Annotated in this window: 26 protein-coding genes and 1 tRNA gene; 17 read left to right on the top strand and 10 right to left on the bottom strand. The window is 67.8% G+C overall.

Annotated features, from left to right (window positions below; genetic code table 11):
• Positions 1-187: 187 nt before the first annotated feature.
• Positions 188-1024, top strand: a complete 837-nt coding sequence (locus tag OD997_RS04230; RefSeq protein WP_434330493.1) for an alpha/beta fold hydrolase — start codon at positions 188-190, stop codon at positions 1022-1024.
• Positions 1025-1124: 100 nt separating this feature from the next.
• On the opposite strand, the gene OD997_RS04235 is transcribed toward OD997_RS04230, so the two are convergent.
• The 3 genes from OD997_RS04235 to OD997_RS04245 all read right to left on the bottom strand — a co-directional run bounded on the left by OD997_RS04235 (position 1125) and on the right by OD997_RS04245 (position 2749).
• A tRNA-Val gene (locus tag OD997_RS04235) sits at positions 1125-1197 on the bottom strand.
• Between the two features lie 40 nt (positions 1198-1237).
• Positions 1238-2131: an RNA polymerase sigma-70 factor gene (locus tag OD997_RS04240; protein WP_434330495.1), complete on the bottom strand. Its 894-nt coding sequence runs from the start codon at positions 2129-2131 to the stop codon at positions 1238-1240.
• Positions 2132-2140: 9 nt separating this feature from the next.
• Positions 2141-2749: a carboxymuconolactone decarboxylase family protein gene (locus tag OD997_RS04245; RefSeq protein WP_434330496.1), complete on the bottom strand. Its 609-nt coding sequence runs from the start codon at positions 2747-2749 to the stop codon at positions 2141-2143.
• A gap of 214 nt (positions 2750-2963) precedes the next feature.
• On the opposite strand from OD997_RS04245, the gene aceE reads away from it, so the two are divergent.
• From aceE to OD997_RS04275, 6 genes are all read left to right on the top strand, one after another.
• Positions 2964-5690, top strand: coding sequence for a pyruvate dehydrogenase (acetyl-transferring), homodimeric type (aceE, locus tag OD997_RS04250; protein ID WP_434330497.1), 2727 nt, complete (start codon positions 2964-2966; stop codon positions 5688-5690).
• Positions 5691-5721: 31 nt separating this feature from the next.
• Positions 5722-6927, top strand: a complete 1206-nt coding sequence (locus OD997_RS04255) for a PucR family transcriptional regulator (protein WP_434330498.1) — start codon at positions 5722-5724, stop codon at positions 6925-6927.
• 105 nt (positions 6928-7032) lie between these two features.
• On the top strand, positions 7033-7953 hold the full coding sequence (locus tag OD997_RS04260; protein ID WP_434330499.1) for an ACP S-malonyltransferase: 921 nt from the start codon (positions 7033-7035) through the stop codon (positions 7951-7953).
• The gene (locus OD997_RS04265) at positions 7950-8951 is read left to right on the top strand and encodes a beta-ketoacyl-ACP synthase III (protein ID WP_311244223.1); all 1002 of its coding nucleotides are present in this window, start codon (positions 7950-7952) and stop codon (positions 8949-8951) included. The genes OD997_RS04260 and OD997_RS04265 overlap by 4 nt, the downstream gene beginning before the upstream one ends.
• 70 nt (positions 8952-9021) lie before the next feature.
• Complete coding sequence (locus OD997_RS04270; protein ID WP_017202249.1) at positions 9022-9270, top strand: acyl carrier protein; 249 nt, start codon at positions 9022-9024, stop codon at positions 9268-9270.
• 90 nt (positions 9271-9360) lie between these two features.
• Positions 9361-10599, top strand: a complete 1239-nt coding sequence (locus OD997_RS04275) for a beta-ketoacyl-[acyl-carrier-protein] synthase family protein (protein WP_434330500.1) — start codon at positions 9361-9363, stop codon at positions 10597-10599.
• Positions 10600-10667: 68 nt separating this feature from the next.
• On the opposite strand, the gene OD997_RS04280 is transcribed toward OD997_RS04275, so the two are convergent.
• The gene (locus tag OD997_RS04280; RefSeq protein ID WP_434330501.1) at positions 10668-11324 is read right to left on the bottom strand and encodes a YczE/YyaS/YitT family protein; all 657 of its coding nucleotides are present in this window, start codon (positions 11322-11324) and stop codon (positions 10668-10670) included.
• 95 nt (positions 11325-11419) lie between these two features.
• Here OD997_RS04280 and OD997_RS04285 point away from each other — a divergent pair, with 95 nt between their 5' ends.
• Positions 11420-12823 carry a PLP-dependent aminotransferase family protein gene (locus OD997_RS04285; RefSeq protein ID WP_434330503.1) on the top strand — a complete coding sequence of 468 codons (1404 nt, stop codon included), beginning with the start codon at positions 11420-11422 and terminating at the stop codon, positions 12821-12823.
• Positions 12824-12964: 141 nt separating this feature from the next.
• Here OD997_RS04285 and OD997_RS04290 read toward each other — a convergent pair whose 3' ends face one another.
• The gene (locus OD997_RS04290) at positions 12965-13468 is read right to left on the bottom strand and encodes a DUF3145 domain-containing protein (protein ID WP_056516966.1); all 504 of its coding nucleotides are present in this window, start codon (positions 13466-13468) and stop codon (positions 12965-12967) included.
• Between the two features lie 188 nt (positions 13469-13656).
• Complete coding sequence (locus tag OD997_RS04295; protein ID WP_434330505.1) at positions 13657-14430, bottom strand: hypothetical protein; 774 nt, start codon at positions 14428-14430, stop codon at positions 13657-13659.
• A gap of 176 nt (positions 14431-14606) precedes the next feature.
• On the opposite strand from OD997_RS04295, the gene OD997_RS04300 reads away from it, so the two are divergent.
• From OD997_RS04300 to OD997_RS04310, 3 genes are all read left to right on the top strand, one after another.
• Positions 14607-16610 (top strand): DUF262 domain-containing protein, encoded by a 2004-nt coding sequence (locus tag OD997_RS04300; protein ID WP_434330506.1) that lies wholly within the window; start codon positions 14607-14609, stop codon positions 16608-16610.
• Position 16611: 1 nt separating this feature from the next.
• A complete protein-coding gene (locus tag OD997_RS04305) occupies positions 16612-17862 on the top strand; it encodes an alpha/beta fold hydrolase (RefSeq protein ID WP_434330507.1) in 1251 nt (416 codons plus the stop codon).
• A gap of 68 nt (positions 17863-17930) precedes the next feature.
• Positions 17931-18212, top strand: coding sequence for a hypothetical protein (locus tag OD997_RS04310; protein WP_434330508.1), 282 nt, complete (start codon positions 17931-17933; stop codon positions 18210-18212).
• Positions 18213-18279: 67 nt separating this feature from the next.
• Here the strand turns inward: OD997_RS04310 and OD997_RS04315 are convergent, their stop codons facing one another.
• The 3 genes from OD997_RS04315 to glgA form a co-directional block, all read right to left on the bottom strand.
• Entirely contained in the window at positions 18280-18537 is a 258-nt protein-coding gene (locus OD997_RS04315) for a type B 50S ribosomal protein L31 (protein ID WP_028501712.1), read from the bottom strand.
• A gap of 91 nt (positions 18538-18628) precedes the next feature.
• Positions 18629-19414 carry an ABC transporter ATP-binding protein gene (locus OD997_RS04320; protein ID WP_434330509.1) on the bottom strand — a complete coding sequence of 262 codons (786 nt, stop codon included), beginning with the start codon at positions 19412-19414 and terminating at the stop codon, positions 18629-18631.
• Positions 19415-19431: 17 nt separating this feature from the next.
• Positions 19432-20616 (bottom strand): glycogen synthase, encoded by a 1185-nt coding sequence (gene glgA / locus OD997_RS04325; protein WP_434330510.1) that lies wholly within the window; start codon positions 20614-20616, stop codon positions 19432-19434.
• A 69-nt stretch (positions 20617-20685) separates the two neighbouring features.
• On the opposite strand from glgA, the gene glgC reads away from it, so the two are divergent.
• The 3 genes from glgC to OD997_RS04340 are packed head-to-tail and all read left to right on the top strand — an operon-like array spanning position 20686 to position 23354.
• Positions 20686-21927 carry a glucose-1-phosphate adenylyltransferase gene (gene glgC, locus OD997_RS04330; protein WP_056307331.1) on the top strand — a complete coding sequence of 414 codons (1242 nt, stop codon included), beginning with the start codon at positions 20686-20688 and terminating at the stop codon, positions 21925-21927.
• Between the two features lie 60 nt (positions 21928-21987).
• A complete protein-coding gene (gene serB / locus OD997_RS04335; RefSeq protein WP_434330511.1) occupies positions 21988-22623 on the top strand; it encodes a phosphoserine phosphatase SerB in 636 nt (211 codons plus the stop codon).
• Between the two features lie 32 nt (positions 22624-22655).
• Positions 22656-23354, top strand: a complete 699-nt coding sequence (locus OD997_RS04340) for an alpha/beta fold hydrolase (protein WP_434330512.1) — start codon at positions 22656-22658, stop codon at positions 23352-23354.
• A 37-nt stretch (positions 23355-23391) separates the two neighbouring features.
• On the opposite strand, the gene OD997_RS04345 is transcribed toward OD997_RS04340, so the two are convergent.
• Complete coding sequence (locus OD997_RS04345) at positions 23392-24099, bottom strand: beta-ketoacyl-ACP reductase (RefSeq protein WP_042537549.1); 708 nt, start codon at positions 24097-24099, stop codon at positions 23392-23394.
• Positions 24100-24235: 136 nt separating this feature from the next.
• Here OD997_RS04345 and OD997_RS04350 point away from each other — a divergent pair, with 136 nt between their 5' ends.
• The 3 genes from OD997_RS04350 (at position 24236) to OD997_RS04360 (ending at position 26341) form a co-directional block, all read left to right on the top strand.
• Entirely contained in the window at positions 24236-24919 is a 684-nt protein-coding gene (locus OD997_RS04350; RefSeq protein WP_434330514.1) for a DUF4190 domain-containing protein, read from the top strand.
• Between the two features lie 65 nt (positions 24920-24984).
• Positions 24985-25341: a DUF3099 domain-containing protein gene (locus tag OD997_RS04355; protein WP_434330516.1), complete on the top strand. Its 357-nt coding sequence runs from the start codon at positions 24985-24987 to the stop codon at positions 25339-25341.
• Positions 25342-25528: 187 nt separating this feature from the next.
• A complete protein-coding gene (locus OD997_RS04360; RefSeq protein WP_434330517.1) occupies positions 25529-26341 on the top strand; it encodes an SURF1 family cytochrome oxidase biogenesis protein in 813 nt (270 codons plus the stop codon).
• Positions 26342-26345: the final 4 nt, after the last annotated feature.

Genomic DNA, 26345 nt, shown 5'->3' on the forward strand with positions numbered 1-26345 from the left:
GAGGCTACCGAGAGAACGCCGATCGACACCGGACAGATGTCGAAGACGACCAGGACGGATCCTGGACAGATGTCGAGCGGGCGGCGCGGGCGCACGGGTTAGCGTGGTCGCGCTCCCACGACGCACACGTGGGGCGATCGACAGTCGCCCGGCATCGTTCGGGACGACGGAAACCTGGAGGCTGATCATGGCGTTCGTGACCACGGATGATGGCGCAGAGATCTACTACAAGGACTGGGGCAGCCCCGACGCGCAGCCCATCATGTTCCACCACGGCTGGCCGCTCTCGTCGGACGACTGGGACGCCCAGATGCTGTACTTCCTCGACAAGGGCTACCGCGTCATCGCCAGCGACCGTCGCGGCCACGGACGATCGTCTCAGATCGGCACCGGCCACGACATGGACCACTACGCGAGTGATGCGTCGGCGGTGGTCGAGCATCTCGACCTGCGCAACGCGATCCACATCGGGCACTCGACGGGTGGTGGCCAGGTCGCACGCTACGTCGCGCAATACGGTCAGCCGCAGGGCCGCGTCGCCAAGGCGGTGCTCGTGTCGTCGGTGCCCCCGCTGATGGTGCAGACGGACGCCAACCCCGAGGGCACGCCGATCGCGGTCTTCGACGGCTTCCGCGAGGCTCTGGCAGCGAACCGTGCCGAGTTCTTCCAGGCGGTCGCCGCAGGACCCTTCTACGGGTTCAACCGCGATGGTGTCACGTTGTCGCAGCCTGTCGTCGACAACTGGTGGCGCCAGGGGATGACGGGCAGCGCCCTCGCGCACTACGAGGGGATCAAGGCCTTCTCCGAGACCGACCAGACCGACGACCTCAAGGCGATCACGGTACCGGTCTTCGTCATCCAGGGCGACGACGATCAGGTCGTGCCGTACAAGGACGCGTCGGTGAAGCAGGCCGAGCTTCTGAGCGACTCGACGCTGAAGATCTACAGCGGGTTCCCGCACGGCATGCTGACGACGCACGCTGATGTGATCAACCCCGACATCCTCGCGTTCATCCAGCAGTAAGCGGCCTCGCAGCCGCTCGACGGCGCATCCGGGCTCGACGCCCGGGTGCGCCGTCGACGTGAGCACGCCAGCGGTCCGGCGGGAGGATCAGACTATGGAGTGGGCCCTGCCGGGATCGAACCGACGACATCCACGGTGTAAACGTGGCGCTCTACCAGCTGAGCTAAAGGCCCTTCCCGACCATCCTAGCCAAGAGCGCACACGGTGCGTGCGTCAGCGCACCAGCGGCACTGCCTGGTCGACGCGCCCGAGCTTGTCCGGGTTCGCCGTCGAGTAAATCCGCGTGATCCGCCCGTCCTCGACTGCGACCGTCACGATCCCGGCGAGCTGTCCGTCGATCTCCACGCGGATCGCGGGTTCTCCGTTGATCGTCGTGATCACGGTTCGGAATTCACGGGTGAACTTGGCGAGACTGCCGATGAGGTACCGCGCGATGGCGTCCGCCCCGACGAGCGGCTTTCGCGCCGCACCGCGTACCTTGCCGCCGCTGCCCGCGACCGAGACCGCGTCCGGGGCGAGCACGTCCATCAGCCCCTGGATGTCTCCGTTCTCCAGCGCGGCGACCAGCCGGGTGACCGCACGCTCGTGCTCCGAGGGTACGACGCGGATCCTCGGGCGCCGCGCCGCGACATGATCCTTCGCGCGATGCGCGATCTGGCGCACCGCGGCCGGGGTCTTCCCGACGGCGTCGGCGATCTCGTCGTAGGGCACGTCGAATACTTCGCGCAGTACGAACACGGCGCGCTCGGCCGGGCCGAGCGTCTCGAGCACCGTGAGCATCGCCATCGACAGGCTCTCGGCCAGCTCGACGTCATCCGCGACATCAGGGGATGTGAGCAAGGGCTCGGGCAGCCACTCTCCGACGTAGTCCTCCCTGCGCCGGGAGGACGAGCGGATGTGGTTGAGCGCCTGCCGCGTCACGATCCGCACGAGGTACGCCTTCGGCGCATCGACTTTCGCCTGATCGACGGCGGACCACCGGAGCCACGACTCCTGCAGCACGTCCTCGGCGTCCGCCGCAGACCCGAGCATCTCGTAGGCCACGGTGAACAGCAGGTTGCGGTGCACGACGAACGGGTCGTCGTCGGCGTGCGTGACGCGGTCCATGACGCGAGCCTACGCGGCAGGCTGAGCCGAGTCGCGGGACGCCGGCGGTGGGGCGAGCGGGGGCAGCCCGCACGCGTCGGCGAACTCCTCCGAGCGGATGCCGAGTGCCACGTTCATCCTCGCGCTCATGTTCATGAACGCCACCCGCGCGGCGAGTTCGACCAGACCCGCCGCGCCGAGATCCGCGAGCAGCGCGTCCGAGAGCTCATCCGTCACCGCCGGCGGAGTCTGGCTGGCGGCCTCCGCGTACTCCATGACCCGCCGCTCGACCGGAGAGAAGACCGTCGCGTCGCGCCAGCGCGGGACCTGCCGGATCTTCGCCTCGTCGAGACCGCGGTTGTGTCCCATGAAGTAGTTGAAGTCGAGGCAGAAGCTGCAGCCGACCGTGGCCGCCGCCGCCATCGCCGCATAGGAGGCCAGCTCGGGGTCGAGTTCCTTCCACCCCTCGGATCTGCGGCCCATGCCCATCGCGTCCTTCATCACCGCAGGGTTGTTCCAGAGCACTCCGACCGACTCCGGCACACGGCCCATCATCTTCTTCGCGAACACCTTCACCATCGCTCCGTAGACACCCGTGACCTCCGCCGCCGGAAGACGACCCGTGCTGCTGCTGTTCATGCGCGTTGCTCCTGTCCTGTCGTTGGGACCTTCGACATGAAGACACCGGCCACGCTCCTGATGTGACAGACGACTCGAAGGACACCTGCGGCATCCGGCCGTCCGTGAAGGGGGATAGGGTGAGGGAGGCACGCGTTGTGCACAGCCGACAAGGCTGCCCGCGTCGCTTCCCGTTTCAATGGCATGACCTGCCAGCTTGACGAAAGGCTCCCCCGTGACTGTGCACGACCAGGATCCGTACTCCCAGGGCCCCCTCGACAGCGATCCGGAAGAGACGGGCGAGTGGCAGCAGTCGCTCGACGAGCTCGTCGACGCCAAGGGCCACGGGCGTGGCCGCGAGATCATGCTCAGCCTGCTCAAGCGCTCGAAGGAGCTGCACCTGGGCGTGCCGATGGTCCCGACCACCGACTACATCAACACGATCGCCGCGGAGAACGAGCCCGAGTTCCCGGGTGACGAAGAGATCGAGCGCCGCTACCGGGCGTGGATCCGCTGGAACGCCGCGATCACGGTGCATCGCGCCCAGCGCCCCGGCATCGGCGTCGGCGGCCACATCTCGACCTACGCGTCCTCGGCTGCTCTGTACGAGGTCGGCTTCAACCACTTCTTCAAGGGCGCGGACAACCCCGGCGGCGCCGACCAGATCTTCATCCAGGGCCACGCCTCCCCCGGAACCTACGCGCGCTCGTTCCTCGAAGGCCGCCTGAGCGAGGACCAGCTCGACGGCTTCCGCCAGGAGAAGTCGCACGCGCCGCACGGCATCCCGTCGTACCCGCACCCGCGTCTGATGCCCGAGTACTGGCAGTTCCCGACGGTCTCGATGGGTCTCGGTCCGATCAACGCCATCTACCAGGCGATGTCGAACAAGTACCTCGAGAACCGCGGCATCAAGGACACGTCGCAGTCGCACGTCTGGGCGTTCCTCGGCGACGGCGAGATGGACGAGGTCGAGAGCCGCGGCCAGCTGCAGGTCGCAGCCAACGAAGGCCTCGACAACCTCACCTTCATCGTCAACTGCAACCTGCAGCGCCTCGACGGCCCGGTGCGCGGAAACGGCAAGATCGTCCAGGAGCTCGAGTCGTTCTTCCGCGGCGCGGGCTGGAACGTCATCAAGGTCGTATGGGGTCGCGAATGGGACGACCTGCTCGCCCGCGACACCGAGGGCGCACTGCTCAACCTCATGAACGTCACCCCCGACGGTGACTACCAGACGTACAAGGCCGAGTCCGGCGCGTACGTCCGCGAGCACTTCTTCGGACGCGACGAGCGTGCCGCGGCCCTCGTCAAGGACTACTCCGACGACGACATCTGGAACCTCAAGCGCGGTGGACACGACTACCGCAAGGTCTACGCCGCGTTCAAGGCCGCGACCGAGCACAAGGGCAAGCCCACCGTCATCCTCGCGAAGACCGTCAAGGGCTACGGCCTCGGTCCGCACTTCGAGGGCCGCAACGCGACCCACCAGATGAAGAAGATGACGCTGGACAACCTCAAGACGTTCCGCGACGCGATGCACATCCCGATCACGGATTCGCAGCTCGAGGAGAACCCGTACCTGCCCCCTTACTACAACCCGGGCCCGCAGGACGAGACGATCCAGTACATGCTCGAGCGCCGCCAGGCCCTCGGCGGCTACCTGCCGGAGCGTCGTTCCACGCACGTCGGGCTCTCGCTCCCCGACGACACCGCGTACGCGCTGCCCAAGAAGGGCTCCGGTACTCAGGAGATCGCCACGACCATGGCCTTCGTCCGTCTGCTGAAGGACCTGCTGCGCTCGAAGGACTTCGGCCACCGCATCGTCCCGATCATCCCGGACGAGGCCCGTACGTTCGGAATGGACGCGTACTTCCCGTCGGCGAAGATCTACAACCCGAACGGCCAGCACTACACGTCGGTCGACCGTGAGCTCCTCCTCGCCTACAAGGAGAGCCCGCAGGGCCAGATCGTGCACGTCGGCATCAACGAGGCAGGCGCTCTGGCGGCATTCACCGCGGCCGGCACGTCCTACGCCACCCACGGCGAGCCGCTGATCCCGATCTACCTCTTCTACTCGATGTTCGGATTCCAGCGCACCGGCGACGCCCAGTGGGCCGCGGGTGACCAGATGGCCCGAGGCTTCATCATGGGCGCGACGGCCGGTCGCACCACCCTCACGGGTGAGGGCCTGCAGCACGCCGACGGTCACTCGCACCTGCTCGCCGCCACCAACCCGGCGACGGTCTCGTACGACCCGGCCTACGGCTACGAGATCGCGCACATCATGCGTTCGGGTCTCGAGCGCATGTACGGCGGCAACCACGAAGACCCGAACGTCATGTACTACATCACGCTCTACAACGAGCCGATGGTCATGCCCGCCGAGCCTGAGAATGTGGACGTCGACGGCATCGTTCGCGGTATCCATCGCATCTCGGTCGGCGAGGGCGAGGGCCCCCGCGCCCAGCTCTTCGCATCGGGTGTCGGACTCCCCTGGGCCCTCGAGGCGCAGCAGCTGCTGAAGAACGACTGGGGCGTGATCGCCGATGTCTGGTCGGTCACCTCCTGGACCGAGCTGCGCCGCGACGGTCTCGCCGCCGACGAGCACAACTTCCTGCACCCGGAGGAAGAGCCCCGCACCGCGTACCTCACGCAGAAGCTGCAGGGCGCCGAAGGTCCGGTCGTCGCTGTGAGCGACTTCATGCACGCCGTGCAGGACCAGATCCGTCCGTGGGTTCCGCAGCGTTTCGCGACGCTCGGCGCCGATGGCTTCGGATTCTCCGACACACGCGCCGCTGCTCGTCGCTTCTTCAAGATCGACGGCCCGTCGATCGTCGTCCGCACGCTGCAGTCGCTCGCCGAAGACGGGGTCGTCGACCGTTCTCTCGCCGCGCAGGCCATCCAGAAGTACAGCCTGCACGACGTGAACGCCGGCACCAGCGGCAACGCGGGCGGCGAAAGCTGAGCCATCGGTGACGGGTTCCTCTTCGCGCGGCATGGACAAGTCCGCCACGCTCACCTGGCTGCGCCGGATCTCCGGTGACATCGCCTCGGTGACGATCAAGCGCCTCGAGGACACCCTGCCCTGGTACGCCGACATGCCACCGGCCCGCCGCTCTGCGGTCGGGCTGGTGGCTCAGGCCGGCATCACCTCCTTCATCCAGTGGTACGAGGATCCGACCTCCACCCCCTGGATCGCCGCGGACATCTTCGCCGCGGCACCGCGCGAGCTTCTGCGCAGCGTCAGCCTGCAGCAGACGCTGCAGCTCATCCGCGTCACGGTCGAGGTGACCGAAGAGCGGGTCGCCGGCCGAGGCGGAGATCTCCGCGAGGCGATCCTGCTGTACTCGCGCGATGTCGCGTTCGCCGCCGCCGACGTGTACGCCCGAGCCGCCGAGGCTCGAGGACTGTGGGATGCGCGACTCGAAGCTCTGGTCGTCGACTCGATCCTCACGGGTGAAGCCGACGAAGAGCTGCCGAGCCGTATCGCCGCGCTCGGCTGGCACGGCCACGGCGAGGTCGCTGTTCTGGTCGGCACGACTCCCCCGCAGTTCGACGTCGATCTCGTGCGCCGCACGGCGCGCAAGCTCGCGGTGGACGTGCTCATCGGAGTCCAGGGGTCACGCCTCGTGCTCGTCATCGGTCGAGCCCGCATCGCGGGCCAGGAACCCGCCGAAGGCGAAGAGGAAGAGCTCGGCTTCGAGGAGATCGCGACCCGCCTCGAGCCCTCGTTCGGCCCAGGGTACGTGGTCCTCGGCCCCGCCGTCGCTGCCCTCGTCGATGCGAGCCAGAGCGCGCGCGCCGCTCTCGCGGGTTTCGCCGTCGCTCGCGCCTGGCGCAGCGCGCCGCGTCCTGTCGACGCGGACGACCTCCTGCCCGAGCGTGCGCTCGCGGGCGATCCCCTCGCGAAGCAGACTCTGATCGAGCGGATCTATCGCCCGCTGCAGGCGCACTCCACCGACCTCGTGACGACGCTGTGGAGTTACCTCGACAACGGCCGATCGCTCGAGGCCACCGCACGGGAGCTGTTCGTGCACCCCAACACCGTCCGCTACCGCCTGAAGCGCGTCAGCGAGGTCATCGGCTGGGATGCCACGGGTCCGCGCGAGGCTCTGATCCTGCAGACGGCACTCATCCTCGGCTCCATCGGCGCGGCCGAGCAGGTCCGCCGTCGCGCGCCGCTGCGTCGCCCTTCCCGCTGATCCGCACGGCAGACCCCGATCTGCTGTACGCCACACACAAGGGTTCTTCGGAATCTTGTGATGGATCATCCACCACTTCCGGCGGATCGTTGGCAGACTGGGGTGGTGATTGTCGTCGTATGCCCAGGACAGGGCTCGCAGACCCCCGGTTTCCTCTCCCCCTGGCTCGAGCTGGACGGCGTGACGGAGACCCTCGCCACCTACTCCGAAGCCGCGGAGGTCGACCTCCAGCAGCACGGGACGGTGTCGGATGCCGACACGATCCGTGACACCCGCGTCGCGCAGCCGCTGATCGTCGCCGCGTCGCTCATCGCCGCGAACGCACTGACGGCCCGTGCCGGACGCCGGGCAGACGGTGTCGCCGGCCACTCGGTGGGTGAGATCGCGGCCCTCGTGGGCAGCGGTGTGATCGACGCCGAGACCGGGATGCGCCTGGTCGGCATCCGGGGTCGTGCGATGGCGGATGCCGCAGCGCAGACCCCGACCGGTATGAGCGCGGTCCTCGGCGGCGATGAGGAGACGATCCTCACGCGCCTGAGCGAGCTCGGGCTCTCCCCCGCGAACTACAACGGCGGCGGCCAGCTCGTCGTGGCCGGCGAGCTCGCAGGGCTCGACGCCCTCGCCACCGAGCCCGTCAAGGGCACCCGCGTCATCCCCCTTCAGGTGGCCGGGGCCTTCCACACGTCGTTCATGGGGTCAGCCGTCGCCGCACTGCGCGACGCCGTGTCGACCGTCACCCCCTCGGACCCCGACATCACCCTGTGGACGAACCGCGACGGCTCGGTCGTCACCGAGGGTTCGCAGGCACTGAGCTACCTCGTCGACCAGGTCTCCTCGCCCGTGCGGTGGGACCTGTGCATGGCATCCTTCGCCGATCAGGGCATCACCGGCCTGATCGAGCTCGCTCCTGCGGGTGCGCTGACCGGTCTCGCCAAGCGTGGCCTGCGCGGCGTGCCGACAGTCGCCGTCAAGACCCCCGATGACCTCGATGCGGCCGTCGCGCTGCTGAACGGAGAAGCCGCATGAGCCCCACCCTGAACCAGGTCACCGGTCCCGCGTACACCCGGATCTACTCCTACGGCGCGGCCCGCGGCGAGAACGCGGTGCCGAACGACGACCTGATCGGCCCGATCGACTCGAGTGACGAGTGGATCCGCCAGCGCACCGGCATCGTGACCCGCGTGCGAGCCGACAAGGGCACGGATGCGATCGATCTCGCGACCACCGCGGCGGCCGAGGCGATCGAGAAGTCCGGCATCTCGGCCGACCAGGTCGACCTCGTCATCGTGGCCACCATCAGCAACCCCAAGCAGTCGCCGTCGGTCTCCGCGATCGTCGCCGACCGTGTGGGCGCCAACCCCGCGGCAGCCTACGACATCAACGCCGCCTGCGCCGGATACGCGTATGCGGTCACCCAGGCCGATGCGCTGATCAGGTCGGGTGCCGCACGCTACGCCCTCGTGATCGGCACCGAGAAGCTCTCGGACATCGTCGACCCCGCCGACCGCAGCATCTCGTTCCTGCTCGGCGACGGCGCGGGTGCCGCGCTCATCGGCCCGAGCGACACGCCGGGCATCGCTCCTGCGGTCTGGGGCTCCGACGGCTCGAAGGCCGACGCGGTCGGCATGAACGGCACGCTCACCGAGTTCCGCGACGGCGAGGTGCCGTGGCCGACCCTCCGCCAGGAGGGCCAGACGGTCTTCCGGTGGGCGGTGTGGGAGATGGCCAAGGTCGCTCGAGAGGCACTCGATCGGGCCGGCGTCGAGCCGACCGACATCGCCGCGTTCATCCCCCACCAGGCGAACATGCGCATCATCGACGAGTTCGCCAAGCAGCTCAAGCTGCCTGAGTCCACCGTCATCGCGCGCGACATCGAGACCACCGGCAACACCTCCGCCGCCTCGATCCCGCTCGCGAGTCACCGGCTCATGGCCGAGCATCCCGAGCTCTCCGGAGGCCTCGCGCTGCAGATCGGCTTCGGCGCGGGCCTCGTGTTCGCCGCTCAGGTCGTCGTCCTCCCCTGAGAACGCGCCGACCTTTCCCTAGACTGTTCCACGGTTCCGATATACAACCCGTAAGAAAGAGGAAGACCACATGGCTTTCACCAACGATGAGGTCCTCGCTGGCCTCGCAGAGCTGATCACCGACGAGACCGGCATCAACGCCTCCGAGGTCGCCCTCGAGAAGTCGTTCACCGACGACCTCGACATCGACTCGATCTCGATGATGACGATCGTCGTCAACGCCGAGGAGAAGTTCGGCGTCACCATCCCCGACGACGAGGTCAAGAACCTCAAGACCGTCGGAGACGCCGTCAACTTCATCGTCGCCGGCCAGGAGTAATCCACGCAGGATGCCACCCCCGCACATGCGGGGCGTGGCATCCTCCGCCTTGCCCGCCTTCTCCTCGACCCGCCTGACAAGGAACCACACATGACCAAGCGCATCGTCGTCACCGGCATCGGCGCCACGTCCGCCATCGGCGGGACAGCTCCCGACAACTGGACCAACCTGCTCGCAGGACAGTCCGGAACCCGCACCCTCGAACACGACTGGGTTCAGCAGTACGAGCTGCCCGTCACCTTCGCCGCCGAGGCGATCGTCCGTCCCGAAGAGGTCCTGCCCCGCCACGAGGCGAAGCGGCTCGACCCCTCCTCGCAGTTCGCCCTCATCGCGGCACGCGAGGCCTGGGCGGATGCAGGTTCGCCCGAGGTCGCCCCTGAGCGCCTCGGCATCGACTTCGCCACCGGCATCGGCGGCCTCTGGACCCTCCTCGACGCGTGGGACACGCTGCGCGAGAAGGGCCCCCGTCGCGTGATGCCGCTGACCGTGCCGATGCTGATGCCGAACGCCGCAGCCGGCAACCTGTCGCTGCAGTTCCAGGCTCGCGCCTACGCCCAGACCGTCGTCAGCGCGTGCGCCTCCAGCACCGAGTCGATCATCCACGCGTTCCACCACCTGCAGGACGGTCTCGCGGACGTCGTGATCGCCGGTGGCACCGAATCGGCGATCCACCCGATCACCATGGCCTCCTTCGCCTCCGCGCAGGCGCTGTCGCGTCGCAACGACGACCCTGCCACCGCATCCCGCCCCGGCGCGATCGACCGCGACGGCTTCGTCATGGGCGAGGGTGCCGCAGTGCTGATCCTCGAGACCGAGGAGCACGCCAAGGCTCGCGGCGCCAAGATCTACGGCTACGTCCTCGGGGGCGGAGTCACCGCAGACGCGTACCACATCACGGGCAACGACCCCGAGGGCAACGGCGCCGCGCGCGCTGTCACCCAGGCCCTCGAGGAGGCCGGCATCACCGCCGACCAGGTCGCCCACATCAACGCTCACGCGACGTCGACCCCGGTAGGCGACCCCAACGAGTACGTCGCGCTCAAGAAGGTCTTCGGCGACCGCATCGACGAGATCCCGGTGTCGGCCACGAAGGCATCCACCGGTCACCTGCTCGGTGGTACGGGAGCCCTCGAGGCGATCTTCTCGCTCCTCGCGCTTCGCGACCGCGTCGCTCCGCCGACGATCAACATGACCGAGCCCGACCCGGCCGTGCCGTTCAAGCTCTCCGGCGAGGCCCAGCCGCTCGGCGACGGCAAGCTCTACGCGATCAGCAACTCGTTCGGCTTCGGCGGGCACAACGCCGTCGCTGTCTTCGCGAGCGCCGACTGACACGCAGACACGTGAGAACGGCCCCCGGGGAAACCCGGGGGCCGTTCTCGTCTTCCGACGTGTCGGGACTATGCCCGGGCGATCTGCAGAGAACGAGCCGCGCGCAGACGCGTGGTCCAGGGCAGGAACCAGCCGATGAGCGGGCCGACCCCGAAGGCGAAGAGCACCGTTCCCACACCGACGGGCCCGCCGAGGAGGAACCCGATCAGCAGCACGCTGCCCTCGATGACGGTGCGCACCAGCCAGACGGGCTTGCCAGTGCGCGCCACGAGACCGGTCATGAGACCGTCGCGCGGCCCCGGGCCGAAGTCCGCGGCGATGTAGAGACCCGTCGCGAATGCGAGCAGGAGAAGCCCCGCCACGAACATCGGCGCGCCGACCCAGATCGACGGGGGCGCGGGCAGCACGAAGAGGGCCAGGTCCGCGCTCGGACCCACGAGCAGGGCGTTCAGCAGCGTGCCGAGCCCGACACGCTGGCGGAGCGGGATCCACAGCACCAGCACGAGAACCGAGACGAGCACGGTGACGACTCCGTAGCCGATGCCGGCCTGCTCGGAGATCCCGAGGGCGAGCACATCCCATGGCGCGACGCCGATACCGCCGCGCACCATCAGACCGAGGGCGACGCCATAGAGGAACAGGCCCGCGAGCAGCTGCACGATGCGCTCGACGATGTCGCGCCGGCTGGTGGCTGCGATGGGGAGGAAGACGGAACGGAGGTGCATTGTTCCATCGTGGCCCCGCTGCTCTGCTCCATGCGGAGGCCAGTCCGTGAAAAGTGGCCTGCTCTGAACAGTCCACTTTGGGGCATGCTGGAGTGATGACATCTCGATTGGTCGAGCAGCTGGGCGCACGGAACGTCGCCGGAGCCACGGCGGCTGCGCTGGCCGAGCAGATCCGCGCGCTGATCCTCGACGGCCGGCTCACCGTCGGAGAGCGATTGCCCAGCGAGCGGGCTCTCGCGCTCGAGCTGCGCCGCTCACGATCGACCACGACCCGGGTGTACGGGCTCCTCGAAGAAGACGGCTACGTGTCCCGGCTGCACGGCGGCAGCACGCGGGTCGCCCTGCCGCACTCGACACCCGCTTCCCCGCGCACCGACGACGACGACGCCATCGACCTCTCCATCGCCTCGATGGACTCCACTCCAGGCCTGTACGACGCGACGGTGAGGTCGCTCCCCCGACTCGCCGCGCTTCGAGGGACGAGCGGCTATTCACTGCGCGGCCTCCCCGAGCTGCGCGAGGCGGTCGCGCGCCGGTTCACGGAACGCGGCGTCGAGACCGATGCCGACGAGATCATCATCACGTCGGGCGCACTCAACGCGTTCCACCTCGTCCTCGCCACGATCGGCCGACGCGGCGAACGAGCCCTCGTCGAACAGCCGACATTCCCCCATGCTCTGGAGGCCCTTCACCGGCACGGGTACCGACTTCTCCCCACCCCGGTGGACGTCACGGGGTGGGACGAGCGCCACCTCACCGACACCCTCCTGCGCAGCCGGCCGCACGTCGCCTATCTCATCCCCGACTTCCACAACCCCACAGGGGCGACCCTGAGCGACGCCGAGCGGTCCCGCATCGCGACGACCGCCAGGAACTCGGGCACGCACGTGATCGTCGACGAGACCACCGCCGAGCTCGACATCGATCGAGGGTGGTCGCCTCTGCCTATGGCCGCGTACAGTCCGCAGATCGTCACGGTCGGGTCGATGTCCAAGATCGCCTGGGGTGGGCTCCGCATCGGTTGGATCCGCGCCGAGCGCTCCCTCATCACACGTCTGCTCGCCACCCGCCCCTCGTTCGAGCTGGGCACCGCGCTTCTCGAGCAGTGCATCGCGGTCGAGCTCCTGCAGGACATGCCGGCGCTCACCGCTCACGTCACGACGCGGCTCCGAGCGGGCCGGGAGGCGGTCACGCAGGGCCTCGCATCCCTCGGCGGACTGTCGACGCCGACGACGCCCGGCGGCCTCTCGACCTGGCTCGATCTCGGGGCGCCGATATCGACGGCACTCTCCCTCGCCGCTCGCGACCACCGTCTCATCCTGCCGCCGGGTCCCCGCTTCTCGACGGGAGGAGTCCTGGAGCGACGCCTGCGGATCCCCATCACGCTTCCTCCCGAGCGCACAGCCGATGCGATGGCACGACTGCAGCTCGCCTGGGACGACGTCATGGCCGGCGGATCGTCCGCGCGTCAGGAGATGCCGAAGTCTGCCGTCATCTGAATGCAGACGAGGACCCCGTCCCTGATGCAGGGGCGGGGTCCTCGTCATGTGGAACAGGGATTCGCCTTCTCAGCGTCCGGGATCACTCACCGGCATCCGATACTCGCGCCTTCCCGTTCCAGGTCTGTGCGGTGTCGTCGACTAGCCCACCTTGTGCAGCCAGACGACCCTGGCGTCATCGCTCGCGTGACGGAAGGGCTCGAGCTCCTCGTCCCAGGCCGAGCCGAGGGCGATGTCGAGTTCCCGCTGCAGTTCGCTCGCGCTTCCGGCGGCGATCTCCATCGCGTAGCGGATGCGGTCCTCACCGATGACGATGTTCCCCGCCGCATCCGTCTGCGCATAGTGGATGCCGAGGTCGGGAGTGTGCAGCCAGCGGCCGCCGTCGCTGCGAGGGGTGGGATCCTCGGTCACCTCGAAGCGGAGGTGCTCCCAGCCGCGGATCGCAGTGGCGAGAGCCGCACCGGTGCCGACCGGGCCGTCCCAGTAGAACTCGGCACGGCGTGCGCCGTCGAGCACCGGCTGGTCGCTCCAGTCGAAGTTCACCGCACGACCGATGGCGCGTCCTACCGCCCATTCCAGGTGCGGGCAGAGCGCGCGAGGTGCAGAGTGGACGAAAACCACTCCGCGTGCGTAAGCCGTCGCCATGATCTCTCCGTTTCATCAGGTGCGTCTTCCCCAACGACCTGAAACAACGAGAACTGGCGTGAATATGCGGTTATGGGGCTATTCTCGCCCAGACCAGGCGAAATCACAAGCATGTGATTCCACGGAGAAGGCCCCGGTCACAGGGACCGGGGCCTTCGGACCGTCGCCGGTCTTCGATGGGATGAGGCTCAGGCCTCGCTCATCGCCTGCTTGACCTGCTGGCCCTTGGCGGCGTAGTACGCGGCACGGGCGGCGTCGCGGCGAGCCTGCTCGGCGTATCCGGCCTCGAGCACGTCCTGCGGAACATCGACGTTCGGCACATCCTGCGTGCCGTTGTACTTCTCGATGTAGGCGTCGAGCTCGGGACCCGACGTCCACGACGTGATGAGGCAGTACCGGGGCTCGGTGCCGACGTGGGTCGCCGCGTGCCACAGACGCTGCGTGTCGACGATCAGCTGGGCACCGGCCGGGAGCGCGATGCGGTACTCGATGCTCGGGTCGGTGCGGTTCTCGCGGAGGACGAAGAAGCTGTCCTTGTCGTCGCTGAGGTTGAAGAAACCGCGGACGACCCAGCCGGTGCCGTCGGGGTTCAGACGGTTGTTGTCGTCCTGGTGGAGGTTGTACAGGCACTCGCCGTACGGGGTCGGCTGCAGCTCGATCACGCGGCAGCGACCGACGTTGGCACCCGGCTCCTGCGCACGGCGCGTCAGGTTCGGAGCCTTGGAGGTCTGCTCGTCGATCCAGACGCCGTCCTTGTCGGTGCGCGGCGGCTTGTGGTTCCAGAAGCCGTTGCACTCGATCTCACCCTTGGCGCTGGCGAGAGGCGCGAAGCGGGTGTCTCCCGACGACTTCCAGTCGTTGTACTCGATGTCGAGCCACTCCTTGGGGTCGAGCTCCTGGTCGTAGCTGTCGAGAACGACGAAGCCCTTGTCTTCGAGTGCCTTCGATTTGATGTATCCCATGATCTAGGTCATGTCCTTTCATCGGGGGCCAGCACGTTTTAACAGGCCCTGATAAGGCAAGCCTAACAGGGCGGCTCTGGAGCGCCGCAGGGGGCCGCCGTGAATAAGCGAATAGACTGAATCGGGCGCCTGGCGACTCCTCGGCGCCGGGCGTTACGGGAGGGCGAGACACCAGCATGAGCACTGCGACCAACGTCGAGGCGACAGCTGTCAACACGATCGAGTGGCTCGCAGAGGACTCCACCACCATCGTCGTGCCGGTGTACCAGCGTCAGTACCGATGGGACATCGGCGGATGCGAGCAGCTGCTCTCGGACGTCCGAGCGGTCGCCCGAGAAGACGACTCCCATCGTCACTTCATCGGATCGATCCTGTCGGCGGCCGATGACTCCGACGCCGACACCGACCTCGTGCTGATCGACGGCCAGCAGCGCATCACGACGCTCATGCTGCTCGTGGCAGCGCTGCGACACGCGGTGCAGGATTCCTCGCCCGAGCTCGCCGTAGAGCTGGACCGCGTGCTCGTGCGCCCGGACGACGCCACCCGCACCAAGCTGCGCCCGCACGATGCCTGGGCCGAGCTGTACGAGTCGGTGGTGCTCGAGCGCGGCGACCATGCCGAGCGCGAGTCGCGCTTCGACGACAACTACGCGTTCTTCCGCAGCCAGGTGCACACCGACGAGGCTCCGCTCATCTGGCGGGGGCTGCAGAGACTCGAGCACGTGTCGATCACCCTCGGCGCCGAAGCGAATGCGCAGCAGATCTTCGAGAGCCTGAACTCCACCGGCGAACCGCTGCGCGATCACGAGCTGATCCACAACTACATCCTGATGGGTCTCACCCACGCCGAGCAGCTCGATGTCGAGACCCGGTTCTGGCTGCCGATCGAACGCCACACCGGAGAGACGATCGGCGCCTTCTGGCGGCACTACCTGGTGATGACGACGGGCCGCGAGGTCGCCGCCAACGGCGAGCACGGCGTGTACAGCGCGTTCCGGCACTCCTTTCCCCGTGTCGACCTCGATCACCTGCAGGCGGATGCCGAGGTATGGCGGCACTACGCCGAGATCTACGGCATCCTGCTCGACCCGTCTCTCGAGAACGATCCCGAGATCGCGCAGCAGCTGCGGTTCGTGAACACCTTCGGCCGTGCGTCCTACCCCCTGGTACTGAGCGTCTACAGCGACCATTCGCGAGGCCTCATCGAGCGTGACGAGCTCCTCGAGACGCTCGAGTGGATCCAGGCCATGTACCTGCGTCGTACGCTGGTCAACCTTCCCAACGAGCGCCTCGTGGCACGTCTCTGCCGCGCTCGCTCCGACGGCAGGGATGCCCTGGCCCGAGCCTTCGCGCGCATCACCCCGTCGGACGAGCGCGTGAGTGCGGTGCTGAAGTACAGCGAGCTGCCGCATCCCGCCTATGTGCTCGGGCGCCTGGAGGGCGTCGACGACGTGATCGACTTCGACGTCGAGCAAATCGTCCCGACCGTCCCGAGCGACAGCTGGTCGGGCGACGGAGTACGCCCATGGATCGACTACTCGGATGACGAGCGCAACGCCCACCGGGCTCTCGCTCCCACCCTCGGCAACCTCACCCTGCTCGAGCAGCACCTCGCGGAGCGCGTGTTCGGCGAGTCGTTCGCCGACAAGCGCGACTCGGCGTATGCGCGCAGCACGGTGACAGAGACGAAGGCGCTCGGGCGCACTGCGACCTGGAGCACCGCTGCGATCTCGGACCGCACGGTGCGCCTCACCGCCGATCTGCTGCGCATCTGGGCCCGCCCGGCCCTGCCCGAGATCGACGACGACGGACTGACACCCATCCTCGACGCCGTCCGCCGACGCGGCTGGCCCGCCGGCTGGGAGCGGGAGTTCGAATACGTCGAGTACCGAGGCGAGCGCTGGGAGGTCTTCGACGTCAGGTACCTCTTCAATCGCGTCTTCCGGCGCGCGTGGACCGACACGCGTGCCGCTGCCGTCTCGTACTGCGCCGCGCATGGCGGACCCATCTACGACGGCATGGCCTGGAAGGGCCAGTGGGACCAGCTCGACGAGTCGCACCATCTGTACATGGGGTGGGATTCGAACTACATGATGAACGCGGTGCAGGGCGTGCTCTCGGAGGCGGGCATCGCCTCCGAGGTGTTCGTCAAGTACTCCTATATCGGGAATGTGATGTGACATGACCACCACCACCATCCGCCGACTGCTCGACCTCACCGTCGAGGAGCACACGCTCACCGTGCCGCTCGTCTGGGGAGACCCTGCCGACACCCGCACGATCGATGTCTTCGCCCGCGTCGTCACGCGCGAGGGAGGCGAACGACTCCCCTACCTCGTCTTCCTGCAGGGCGGCCCTGGGCACGAGGCGCCGCGCCCGTTCCACTCGTCGACGTCCCCCGCATGGCTCGATGAGGCTCTCGCCCACTACCGGGTCGTGATGCTCGATCAGCGAGGCACCGGGCTCTCGACACCGGTCGGCGATGCAGACCTCGAACGCGGCTCCACCGAGGTCGCGGAATACCTCACCCATCTGCGCGCGGATTCGATCGTCCGCGACTGCGAGGCGATGCGCGAGCACCTCGCTGCGGAGACGTGGAGCGTGCTGGGTCAGTCCTTCGGGGGCTTCACGACACTGGCCTACCTGTCGACCGACGCGGACTCGCTCGCCGACGTGTTCATCACCGGCGGCCTGAGCACGGTGACCCGGCACCCCGACGAGGTCTACGCGCGCTGCTACGACAAGATGCGCTCGGCATCCGAGCACTACTACCGCCGGTTCCCCGAGCACCGCGACGCCATGCGCCGTCTGGTCGATCGGGCGGAGTCCGGTGACATCGTGCTTCCGGACGGTGAAGTGGTCTCCCCGTCACGGCTGCGCTCCGTGGGTTCCGCGCTCGGCACGAACGACGGGTGGCAGACCGTCTGGTCGCTGCTCGAGCGCGATCCCGCGTCGAACGCCTTCCGTCACGATCTCATGCACGCGATGCCGTACGGCGGCCGCAATCCGCTCTACTTCGCGTTCCACGAGTCGAGCTACGCGAGCGGTCACGCGACACGATGGTCGGCGGAGCGCACCGAGCCCCAGGACTTCCGCGACGACGTCACCCTGTTCACGGGCGAGCACATCCGCCGCGACTGGACCGAGACGGTCCCGGCATTCCAGCCGTGGCGCGACGTCACGCTCGCGCTCGCGGAATTCGAGTGGCCGCGGATCTACGACGAGGTCGCCATCGCCACCTCCGGGGCGACGGGTGCTGCGGCGGTGTACGTGAACGACGTCTACGTGCCGATGGAGTTCTCTCTCGAGACCTCCCGTCTGCTGCCTGGCGTGAAGCTCTGGGTGACCAGTGAGCACGAGCACAACGGCGTGCGCTCCGGTCCTGTGCTGACCCGCCTCTTCGACCTCGCGCACGGTCGCCGCATCCGCTGAGACTCCTCTGCCAGAGATCCTCCTACAGGCGGATGCCGATACGAACACGCGCCGAATAGCCTGGTCTCATGGCCCAGGCTTTCGGGATGCTCCTCACGATAGCGATCCTTCTCGTCATCGTGATCGCAGTCGTCGTCGTGATCGTGGCGACCTACGCGAAGGCGCCCCTTGAGAAGAAGTACGAGAGTGCCGGCGGCGGCATGGGCGGATCCTTCGAGGCGATCTGGATGCCCTCGGCACATGAGGCCGGCATGGAGCGGGACCGACAGACCTCGCGCACCGCTCCCGCTCCCTCCGCCGGCGACCCTCCCAGCAGGATCGACGGCGAACGCATCGTGATCGACATCTGACGGCCGCCGCAGGTACGACGAAGGCCCCGTGTTCCGAGGAACACGGGGCCTTCGAGTGCGGAGGTCGTTACTTGGACGAGCCGCCGAAGCCCTTGAAGCGCTGGTTGAACTTCTCGACGCGGCCGGCCGAGTCCATGATGCGCTGCTTGCCCGTGTAGAACGGGTGCGATGCCGACGAGATCTCGACGTCGATGACGGGGTACTCGACGCCGTCGAGCTCGATGGTCTTGTCGCCCGTCACGGTCGAACGGGTGAGGAACGTCTCTCCCGAGCCCAGGTCGCGGAACACGACAGCCTTGTACTCGGGGTGAATGTCAGTCTTCATGGGATTCCTTAGTTGCTGCCCTGGATTGTGCCAGGGACGAGGGAAGTCTGCGGTGCAGAGAGCACCAAGGATCGATTCTATCAGATCGTGATCAGGATGCCGCGCGCGCGGCATAGCGGCCGTCTTCGCTGGTGAGCACGATCGGCATGCCGAATGTCTCGGTCAGCGTCTCGGCCGTGAGCGTCTCGGCGACGGGGCCGGCGGAGACGATGCGCCCCTCGCGCATCAGCAGCACGTGCGTGAAGCCCACGGGTATCTCCTCGACGTGATGGGTGACCATCAGCATCGCGGGGGTCGTCGGCGACGAGGCGTAGCCGCTGAGCAGGGCCAGCAGCTCTTCGCGCGACCCGAGGTCGAGCGACGCCGTCGGCTCGTCGAGCAGAAGCAGCTCCGGGTCCGTCATGACGGCCCGTGCGATCTGGACGCGCTTCTGCTCGCCGTCGCTCAGCGTTCCGAACGTGCGGTCCGCCAGGTGCTCGAGACGCCAGTCGCCGAGCACGCGCAGCGCGCGACGCTCGTCGATGTCCTCGTAGTTCTCGTTCCACCGACCGAGCACCGAGTACGCGGCTGTGAGGACGGTGTTCAGCACGGTCTCATCGCGGGGCACGCGCTTCGCCATCGCCGAGGACGCGAAGCCGATGCGCGGACGCAGCTCGAACACGTCGGTGCGACCGAGGGTCTCCCCCAGAACCGTCACGGTTCCGGAGGTGGGATGCATGAGCGTGTCGGCCAGCTGGAGCAGGGTGGTCTTGCCCGCGCCATTCGGTCCGAGGATCACCCATCGCTGATCATCGTCGACCTGCCAGGTCACGTGATCGATGATGTCGCGGCCCTCACGGCGCACGACGACGTCGGTGAATTCCAGAGCGCTCGACATGCTTCCAGCCTATCGGCTCAGGAGGTCAGCTCCGCGTACAGCGCGCGCGTGGTGTCGGCGATCGCGCCCCAGCTGAACTCGTCGCGTGCACGCTCTCGCCCGGCTTCGCCGTACGCTCGTGCGCGCTCCGGATCGGAGGTCACCTCGGTCAGGACCCCGGCGAGATCGGCGATGTAGCGCTCAGGGTCGACGGGCGTGCCCGTGCCGTCCTGCAGCTGCTCGATCGGCACGAGCCGTCCGGTGACACCGTCGGCGACGACCTCGGGGATCCCGCCGGTCGCCGTGCCGACGACCGCGGCGCCGCAGGCCATGGCCTCGAGGTTCACGATGCCCAGCGGCTCGTACACGGACGGGCACACGAAGGTGGTCGCTGCGGTGAGGATCGCCGAGAGCTCGTCGCGCGGCAGCATCCGCTCGATCCAGACGACACCGTCGCGGGTCTGCTGGAGGAGCTTCACGCCCTCCTGCACCTCCGCCATGATCTCTGGGGTGTCCGGGGCTCCGGCGCAGAGGATGAGCTGCACCTCGGGCGGGAGCAGCCGAGCGGCCTGGAGCAGATAAGGGAGGCCCTTCTGCCGAGTGATGCGTCCGACGAAGACCACGGACGGACGAGCGGGATCGATCCCGACGGATTCGAGGAAGGCGGGGTTCTGCACCGGCCGCCACCGTTCGACGTCGATCCCGTTGTGGATCACGCGCACCTTGGCCGGGTCGACCGACGGGTAGCTGCGCAGGATATCGGCGCGCATCCCCGCGCTGACCGCGATGACTGCTGCCGCGTTCTCGTAGGCGAGCTTCTCGATGCCGCTCGACACCGCGTATCCGCCGCCGAGCTGCTCGGCCTTCCACGGACGCAGCGGCTCGAGGCTGTGCGCGGTGAGCACGTGAGGGATGCCATGCAGCTGGGAGGCGATGTGCCCCGCGAAGTTCGCGTACCAGGTGTGACTGTGCACGAGGTCGGCGTCGGAGATCGCGGCGACGATCTCGAGATCGGTGCCGAGCGTCTGCAGCGCGGCGTTCGCGGAGGCGAGTTCGGAGGGCGTCCGATAGGCGAAAGTGCCCGCCTCATCGCGAGGAGCACCGAAGGCTCGAACCTGTACATCGATATTCTGCCGGAGGGCTGTGACGAGCTCGGCGACGTGGACGCCCGCACCCCCGTAGATCTCCGGCGGGTATTCCTTCGTGATCATCTCGACGCGCATGTCTAGACGGTAGTGACTCACTTGTCCAGATGCTAGTTCGCCGGGCCGATTCGCCTCTATGGTTGGTGCATGTCCGCACCAAAGAAGATCTTCGGCATCATCCTCGCCGGCGGCGAGGGAAAGCGTCTCATGCCCCTCACGGCTGATCGCGCGAAACCTGCAGTGCCCTTCGGCGGACAGTACCGATTGATCGATTTCGCGATCTCGAACCTCATAAATTCGGGCCTTCGCCAGATCGTGGTCCTCACGCAGTACAAGTCGCACAGCCTCGACCGCCACATCTCGCAGACGTGGCGCATGTCCGCTCTGCTCGACTCGTACGTCACCTCCGTTCCGGCGCAGCAGAGACTCGGCAAGCGCTGGTTCTCCGGCTCCGCCGACGCGATCCTCCAGAGCCTCAACCTGATCAACGACGAGAAGCCCGACATCGTTGTCGTGATCGGCGCCGATCACGTCTACCGCATGGACTTCCGCCAGATGCTCGAGGCGCATATCGAATCCGGCGCGAAGGCCACCGTCGCCGGCATCCGCCAGCCCCTCGCGATGGCCTCGCAGTTCGGCGTGATCGACGCCGACACCGAGACCGGACGCATCAAGCAGTTCCTCGAGAAGCCGACCGACATCGCCGGCCTCGAGGACTCGCCCCACGAGGTGCTCGCGTCCATGGGCAACTACATCTTCGACGCCGACGCTCTGATCGCGGCTGTCGAGGCCGACGGCGAATCACCGACCTCCGGACACGACATGGGCGGCGACATCGTCCCGTACTTCGTCGACCGCGGTGAGGCCGGGTACTACGACATGAAGCAGAACGACGTCCCGGGGTCCTCTCCCCGCGACCGCTCGTACTGGCGCGACGTGGGTACGATCGACTCCTTCTTCGACGCCCACATGGACCTGATCTCGACGCTCCCGATCTTCAACCTCTACAACATGGAATGGCCGATCCATTCGCAGGCGGTGAACTCGCCGCCCGCCAAGTTCGTGCGCGATTCGGTGGGTCGCATCGGAAACGCGATCGACTCGATCGTGTCGCTCGGATCCGTGCTGTCGGGCACGCACCTCGAGCGCAGCGTCGTGGGTCCGTGGACGCTCGCGGGCGGCGGCTCGACGATCACCGACTCCGTGGTCTTCGACGGAGTGAGAGTCGGCGCGGGTTCTCGAGTGCATCGTGCGATCCTCGACAAGAACGTGGTTCTCGCCGACGGCGCGACGGTGGGCGTCGACAGAGAGCGAGACCTCGCCAGAGGCTTCACCGTGACGGAGTCCGGCATCACCGTGGTCGGCAAGGGCCTGTTCATCGAACGGTGACCGCGTCGTCACGGGTCGGACCGCACGTCGACCACCACGGCTGTCGATAGGCTCTGAGGCGTGACCTCTGCGCGCTTCCTCGTCGTACTCGATGCCGATTCCACCCTCATCCGCAACGAGGTGATCGAACTGATCGCCGACGAGGCCGGACGCCGTTCCGAGGTCGAGGCAGCGACCGAGGCCGCGATGCGCGGTGAGATCGACTTCGCGACGAGCCTGCGCTCACGCGTGGCCGCTCTCGAAGGCGTGCCGGTGTCCGGTTTCGCCCGCGTGCTCGCCCGCATCGAACCGACCCCCGGCGTGCGCGAGCTGACGGCTGCCGTCCATGAACGCGGCGGTGTCGTCGGCGTCGTCTCGGGCGGCTTCCACGAGATCCTCGACGACGTCGCCCCGGGACTCGGTGTCGACCGCTGGCGCGCGAACCGCCTCGAGGTCGCAGACGGCGCTCTCTCCGGCCGCGTCGACGGCGAGATCGTCGATGCCGCCGCGAAGGCCACGTCGCTGCTGGCCTGGGCGGACGAGCTCGGTGTCTCGCGTCACGCGACGATCGCGATCGGTGACGGCGCCAACGATCTGCAGATGATGTCGGTCGCCGGGCTCGGACTCGCGTTCAACGCGAAGCCGGCCGTACGCGCCGCGGCGAGCCTGGTCGTCGGCCCCCAGGACCTGTCCGAGGTCATCGCACTGCTCCCGTAGCGCATGTCGGTGGCCCGGTCTATCGTCGGGCCATGGACATCATCCTCATCCCGGGCCTCTGGCTCGATGCCTCCAGCTGGAACGACGTCGCCGTAGATCTCCAGCGCGCCGGTCACACCGTGCATCCGTTGACGATGCCCGGCGTCGGAGCCTCAGCCGACGACTCATCCGAGATCGGCATCTCCGAGTGGGTCGACGCCGCCGTGGCCGCGGTCGACGCCGTCGGCGGGCCGGTCGTGGTGGTCGGGCACAGCGGCGGTGGCAATGTCGCCTGGGGTGTCGCGGATGCGCGCCCCGACGTCGTGACCAGAGCTGTGTTCGTCGACACCGTTCCGCCGCCCTCCGGTTTCAGCATCAGCGAGTTCGAGGTGGTCGACGGCGTCGTTCCCTTCCCCGGCTGGGACTTCTTCCCCGCCGAAGACGTCGACGATCTCGACGACGAGACTCGCGCGCGCACCGCGCCTCTCGCACGAAGCGTGCCGGCCAGAGTACCCACCGACGACATCACGCTCGGTCCCGGCGCTCGGCATTCCGTCCCCGTGACGCTGCTCATGGGCGGCATGGACCGAGAGACGCTCGAGTCCGAGCTCGAGCAGTGGGGCCCGTACGCCGACGAGTTCCGGGCGATAGGCGACGCGGAGGTCGTGCGCATCGGCTCAGGTCATTGGCCGCAGTTCTCGGTGCCACACAGACTCGCCGACCTGATCGATGCGGCCGTCACCCGACGCTGAGGCCGCGCCCTGGGCTCGGCTCAGCCCTGCGCTCGACTCAGTGACCCATCCCGAGTCCGCCGTCCACCGGGATGACGGCACCGGAGATGTAGCCCGCGTCGTCCCCGGCGAGCCAGGTGACGACTCCCGCGACCTCGTCGGGAGTCGCGAAGCGCCCCGCCGGGATGTTCGCCTTGTACTGCTTCTGTGTCTCTTCGGGGAGTTCCGCCGTCATGTCGGTCTCGATGAAGCCCGGTGCGACGACGTTGGCGGTGATGCCGCGTCCGCCCAGCTCGCGCGTCAGCGATCGGGCGAAGCCCACGAGCGCGCTCTTCGACGCAGAGTAGTTCACCTGGCCGGCTGAGCCGTACAGCCCGACGACGCTGGAGATCAGGATCACGCGACCGAAGCGCGCACGGAGCATCCCCTTCGAGGCACGCTTGACGACCCGGAAGGTACCGCCGAGATTCGTCGCGACGACGCTGTCGAAGTCGTCCTCGCTCATCCGCAGCAGAAGAGTGTCCTTGGTGATGCCCGCGTTCGCGACGACGACCTCGACCGGTCCGAGCTGCTGCTCGACCTCGGTGAACGCGGCATCGAGCGCAGCGGCATCCGTGACGTCGGCGCGGACCGTCAGTGTGCCTTCGGGACCTTCACCGCTGCGCGCTGTGACGGCGACGCGGTATCCGTCGCGGACGAATCGTTCGGCGATCGCACGACCGATGCCGCGGTTGCCGCCGGTGACGAGGACGACGCGAGAACTCATTTCCACTCCTGATCTGGCCGGTGGGGGTCGGGGCCGGGTCGTCATCGATCCTACCGATGATGCCGTCCCTCGATCGGGCGCGCGTTTGACAGCCCCCGCCCCGACTGGGACGCTGATCTCGACGAAAGGCATCACCGTGAGCAACAACAGCATCCCCACCCCTCCGGGCGGACAGCAGCCGACTCCGCCCGCGGCCCCGCCGCTCGCACCGGCGCCGCCCGCGGTGCCCCACCAGTCGGCCCCCTCGACTCCGCAGACGCCGGCGTACCCCGGCGCGGTCCCCGCACCGTCATACCCTGGCACCGCGCCGACGCAGGCCTACCCCGGTGCCGCGCCGTCGTTCGTTCCCGGCCAGCAGGCGTACGGTGCAGCACCGGCGCAGCAGCCCTACGGCGCAGCACCGGCGCAGCAGCCCTATGGCGCCGCGGCCATCCAGCCGTACGGCGCAGCCCCGCAGCAGCACGGCGCTCCCGCGCCCGGTCAGCCCGGTGCCGGGTACCCGACCTACGCCGCTCCGATCTATCCGCCTTCGCGCCCCGCGAGCGGACTCGCTGTCACGTCTCTCATCTGCGGCATCGCGGGCGTCGTGCTCTTCTGGGCGCTCATCCCGCTGCTCGCCTCGATCGTCGCCGTCATCACGGGCCACATGGCGCTGCGTCAGACGAAGGCGAACCCGGCGATCGGAGGTCGCGGCATGGCCTTCGCCGGTCTGATCATGGGCTACATCATGGTCGGCTTCCTGGTGATCACGATCGTCATGACCATCATCAGCTTCGTGTTCTTCGGCGCCTTCACTCTGCCGTTCATCTTCTCCTCCTGACTCTCGCCTTTCCGGGCGCCGCAGGGCGCGCCGTCATGCCTGCACCGGCGTAGGCTGGAGTCATCGTGAAGAGCAAGCACTCGGTCCCTGCTGTCACCTCTCTGCCGCAGTCGCCGCAGGACGAGGCAGACCACCGCGTGCGCCGGTACGTGCTCACGATGGCGATCAGAATCGTGTGCTTCGGACTCATGATGTTCATCCAGCCCTACGGCTGGTACACCTGGGTCTTCGCCCTCGCTGCGGCCGTGCTGCCGTATATCGCCGTGGTGTTCGCGAACGCCGGAAGCGACAGCACCGAGCCCATCGCAGAGTCCCCCGTGCAGGAGATCGAAGCTCCAGCGCCGGTCGAGACGTTCCCGATCGTGCAGGACGACGTCCCCGGTGTGTTCACCATTCACGAAAGCCGCCAGGATCGCGAGTGAGTGGACTGGAGTGCTCGCGGGCCGGATGCCGGAACGCAGCGACCATGCAGGTGGTGTGGCGCAATCCGCGCATCCACGCCGCCGACCGTGAGAAGATCTGGCTCGCCTGCGCTGAGCACGTCGATTTCCTTCGCGACTATCTGGCAGCCAGGGATTTCCCCGTGACCGTGAGAGATGGTGTCCCCTCATGAGTGCCCGAATGGGTCGATGGACCGTGTACGTGCTGATCGCGATCGGCTTCGCGATCGCCTGCGCTTTCCTGTCCAACTGGCAGTTCGACCGCAACGAGACCAGATCCGAGCAGATCGCCCTGGTCGAGAAGAACTACGACGCGGATGCCGTACCGCTCGCCGAGCTCATCGGCGCCGACGGATCACTCGATCCCGGTGATGTGTGGCATCCGGTCGTCCTCACCGGCGAGTACGTCGCCGACGAGCAGCTTCTGGTGCGCAACCGCCCGCACGGCGGCACGAGCGCCTTCGAGGTGCTGGTCCCGTTCCGCGACGTCGACGGCCGGGTGTTCATCGTCGACCGGGGGTGGGTCCCCCCGGGAGACGGCGATGCGCCCGACGCGGTGCCCTCGCCCCCGAGCGGCGAGGTCGAGGTCATCGTCCGACTGCGCCCGGGCGAGCAGCTTCCGGCGTCGGGCCGAGGTGCGCCCGAGGGCCAGGTGCCGACGATCAACCTCCCCTCGATCGCCGAGCTGGTCAGCGGCGACGTGATCACGAGCGCGTACGGGCAGATCGTCAGCGAGGAGCCAGCGGGCGGAGGAACGCTCGGCGGATTCGACTCCCCCACCGACGACCCCGGCCCGCATCTGTCGTACGCGATCCAGTGGATCCTGTTCGCGCTCATGGGCTTCGTGTTCATCGGCTACATCATCCGCACCGAGATCGTGAAGCACCGTGAGGAGGTCGAGGGCGTGCCCGCTCCGGTCAAGAAGTCCCGACGCCGCGACAAGGATGCGGATGTCGAGGACGAGCTCCTCGACGCGCGCTGACGCG

Source organism: Microbacterium sp. CGR1 (genome assembly GCF_051062835.1).
In the GTDB taxonomy this organism is placed as follows: domain Bacteria; phylum Actinomycetota; class Actinomycetes; order Actinomycetales; family Microbacteriaceae; genus Microbacterium.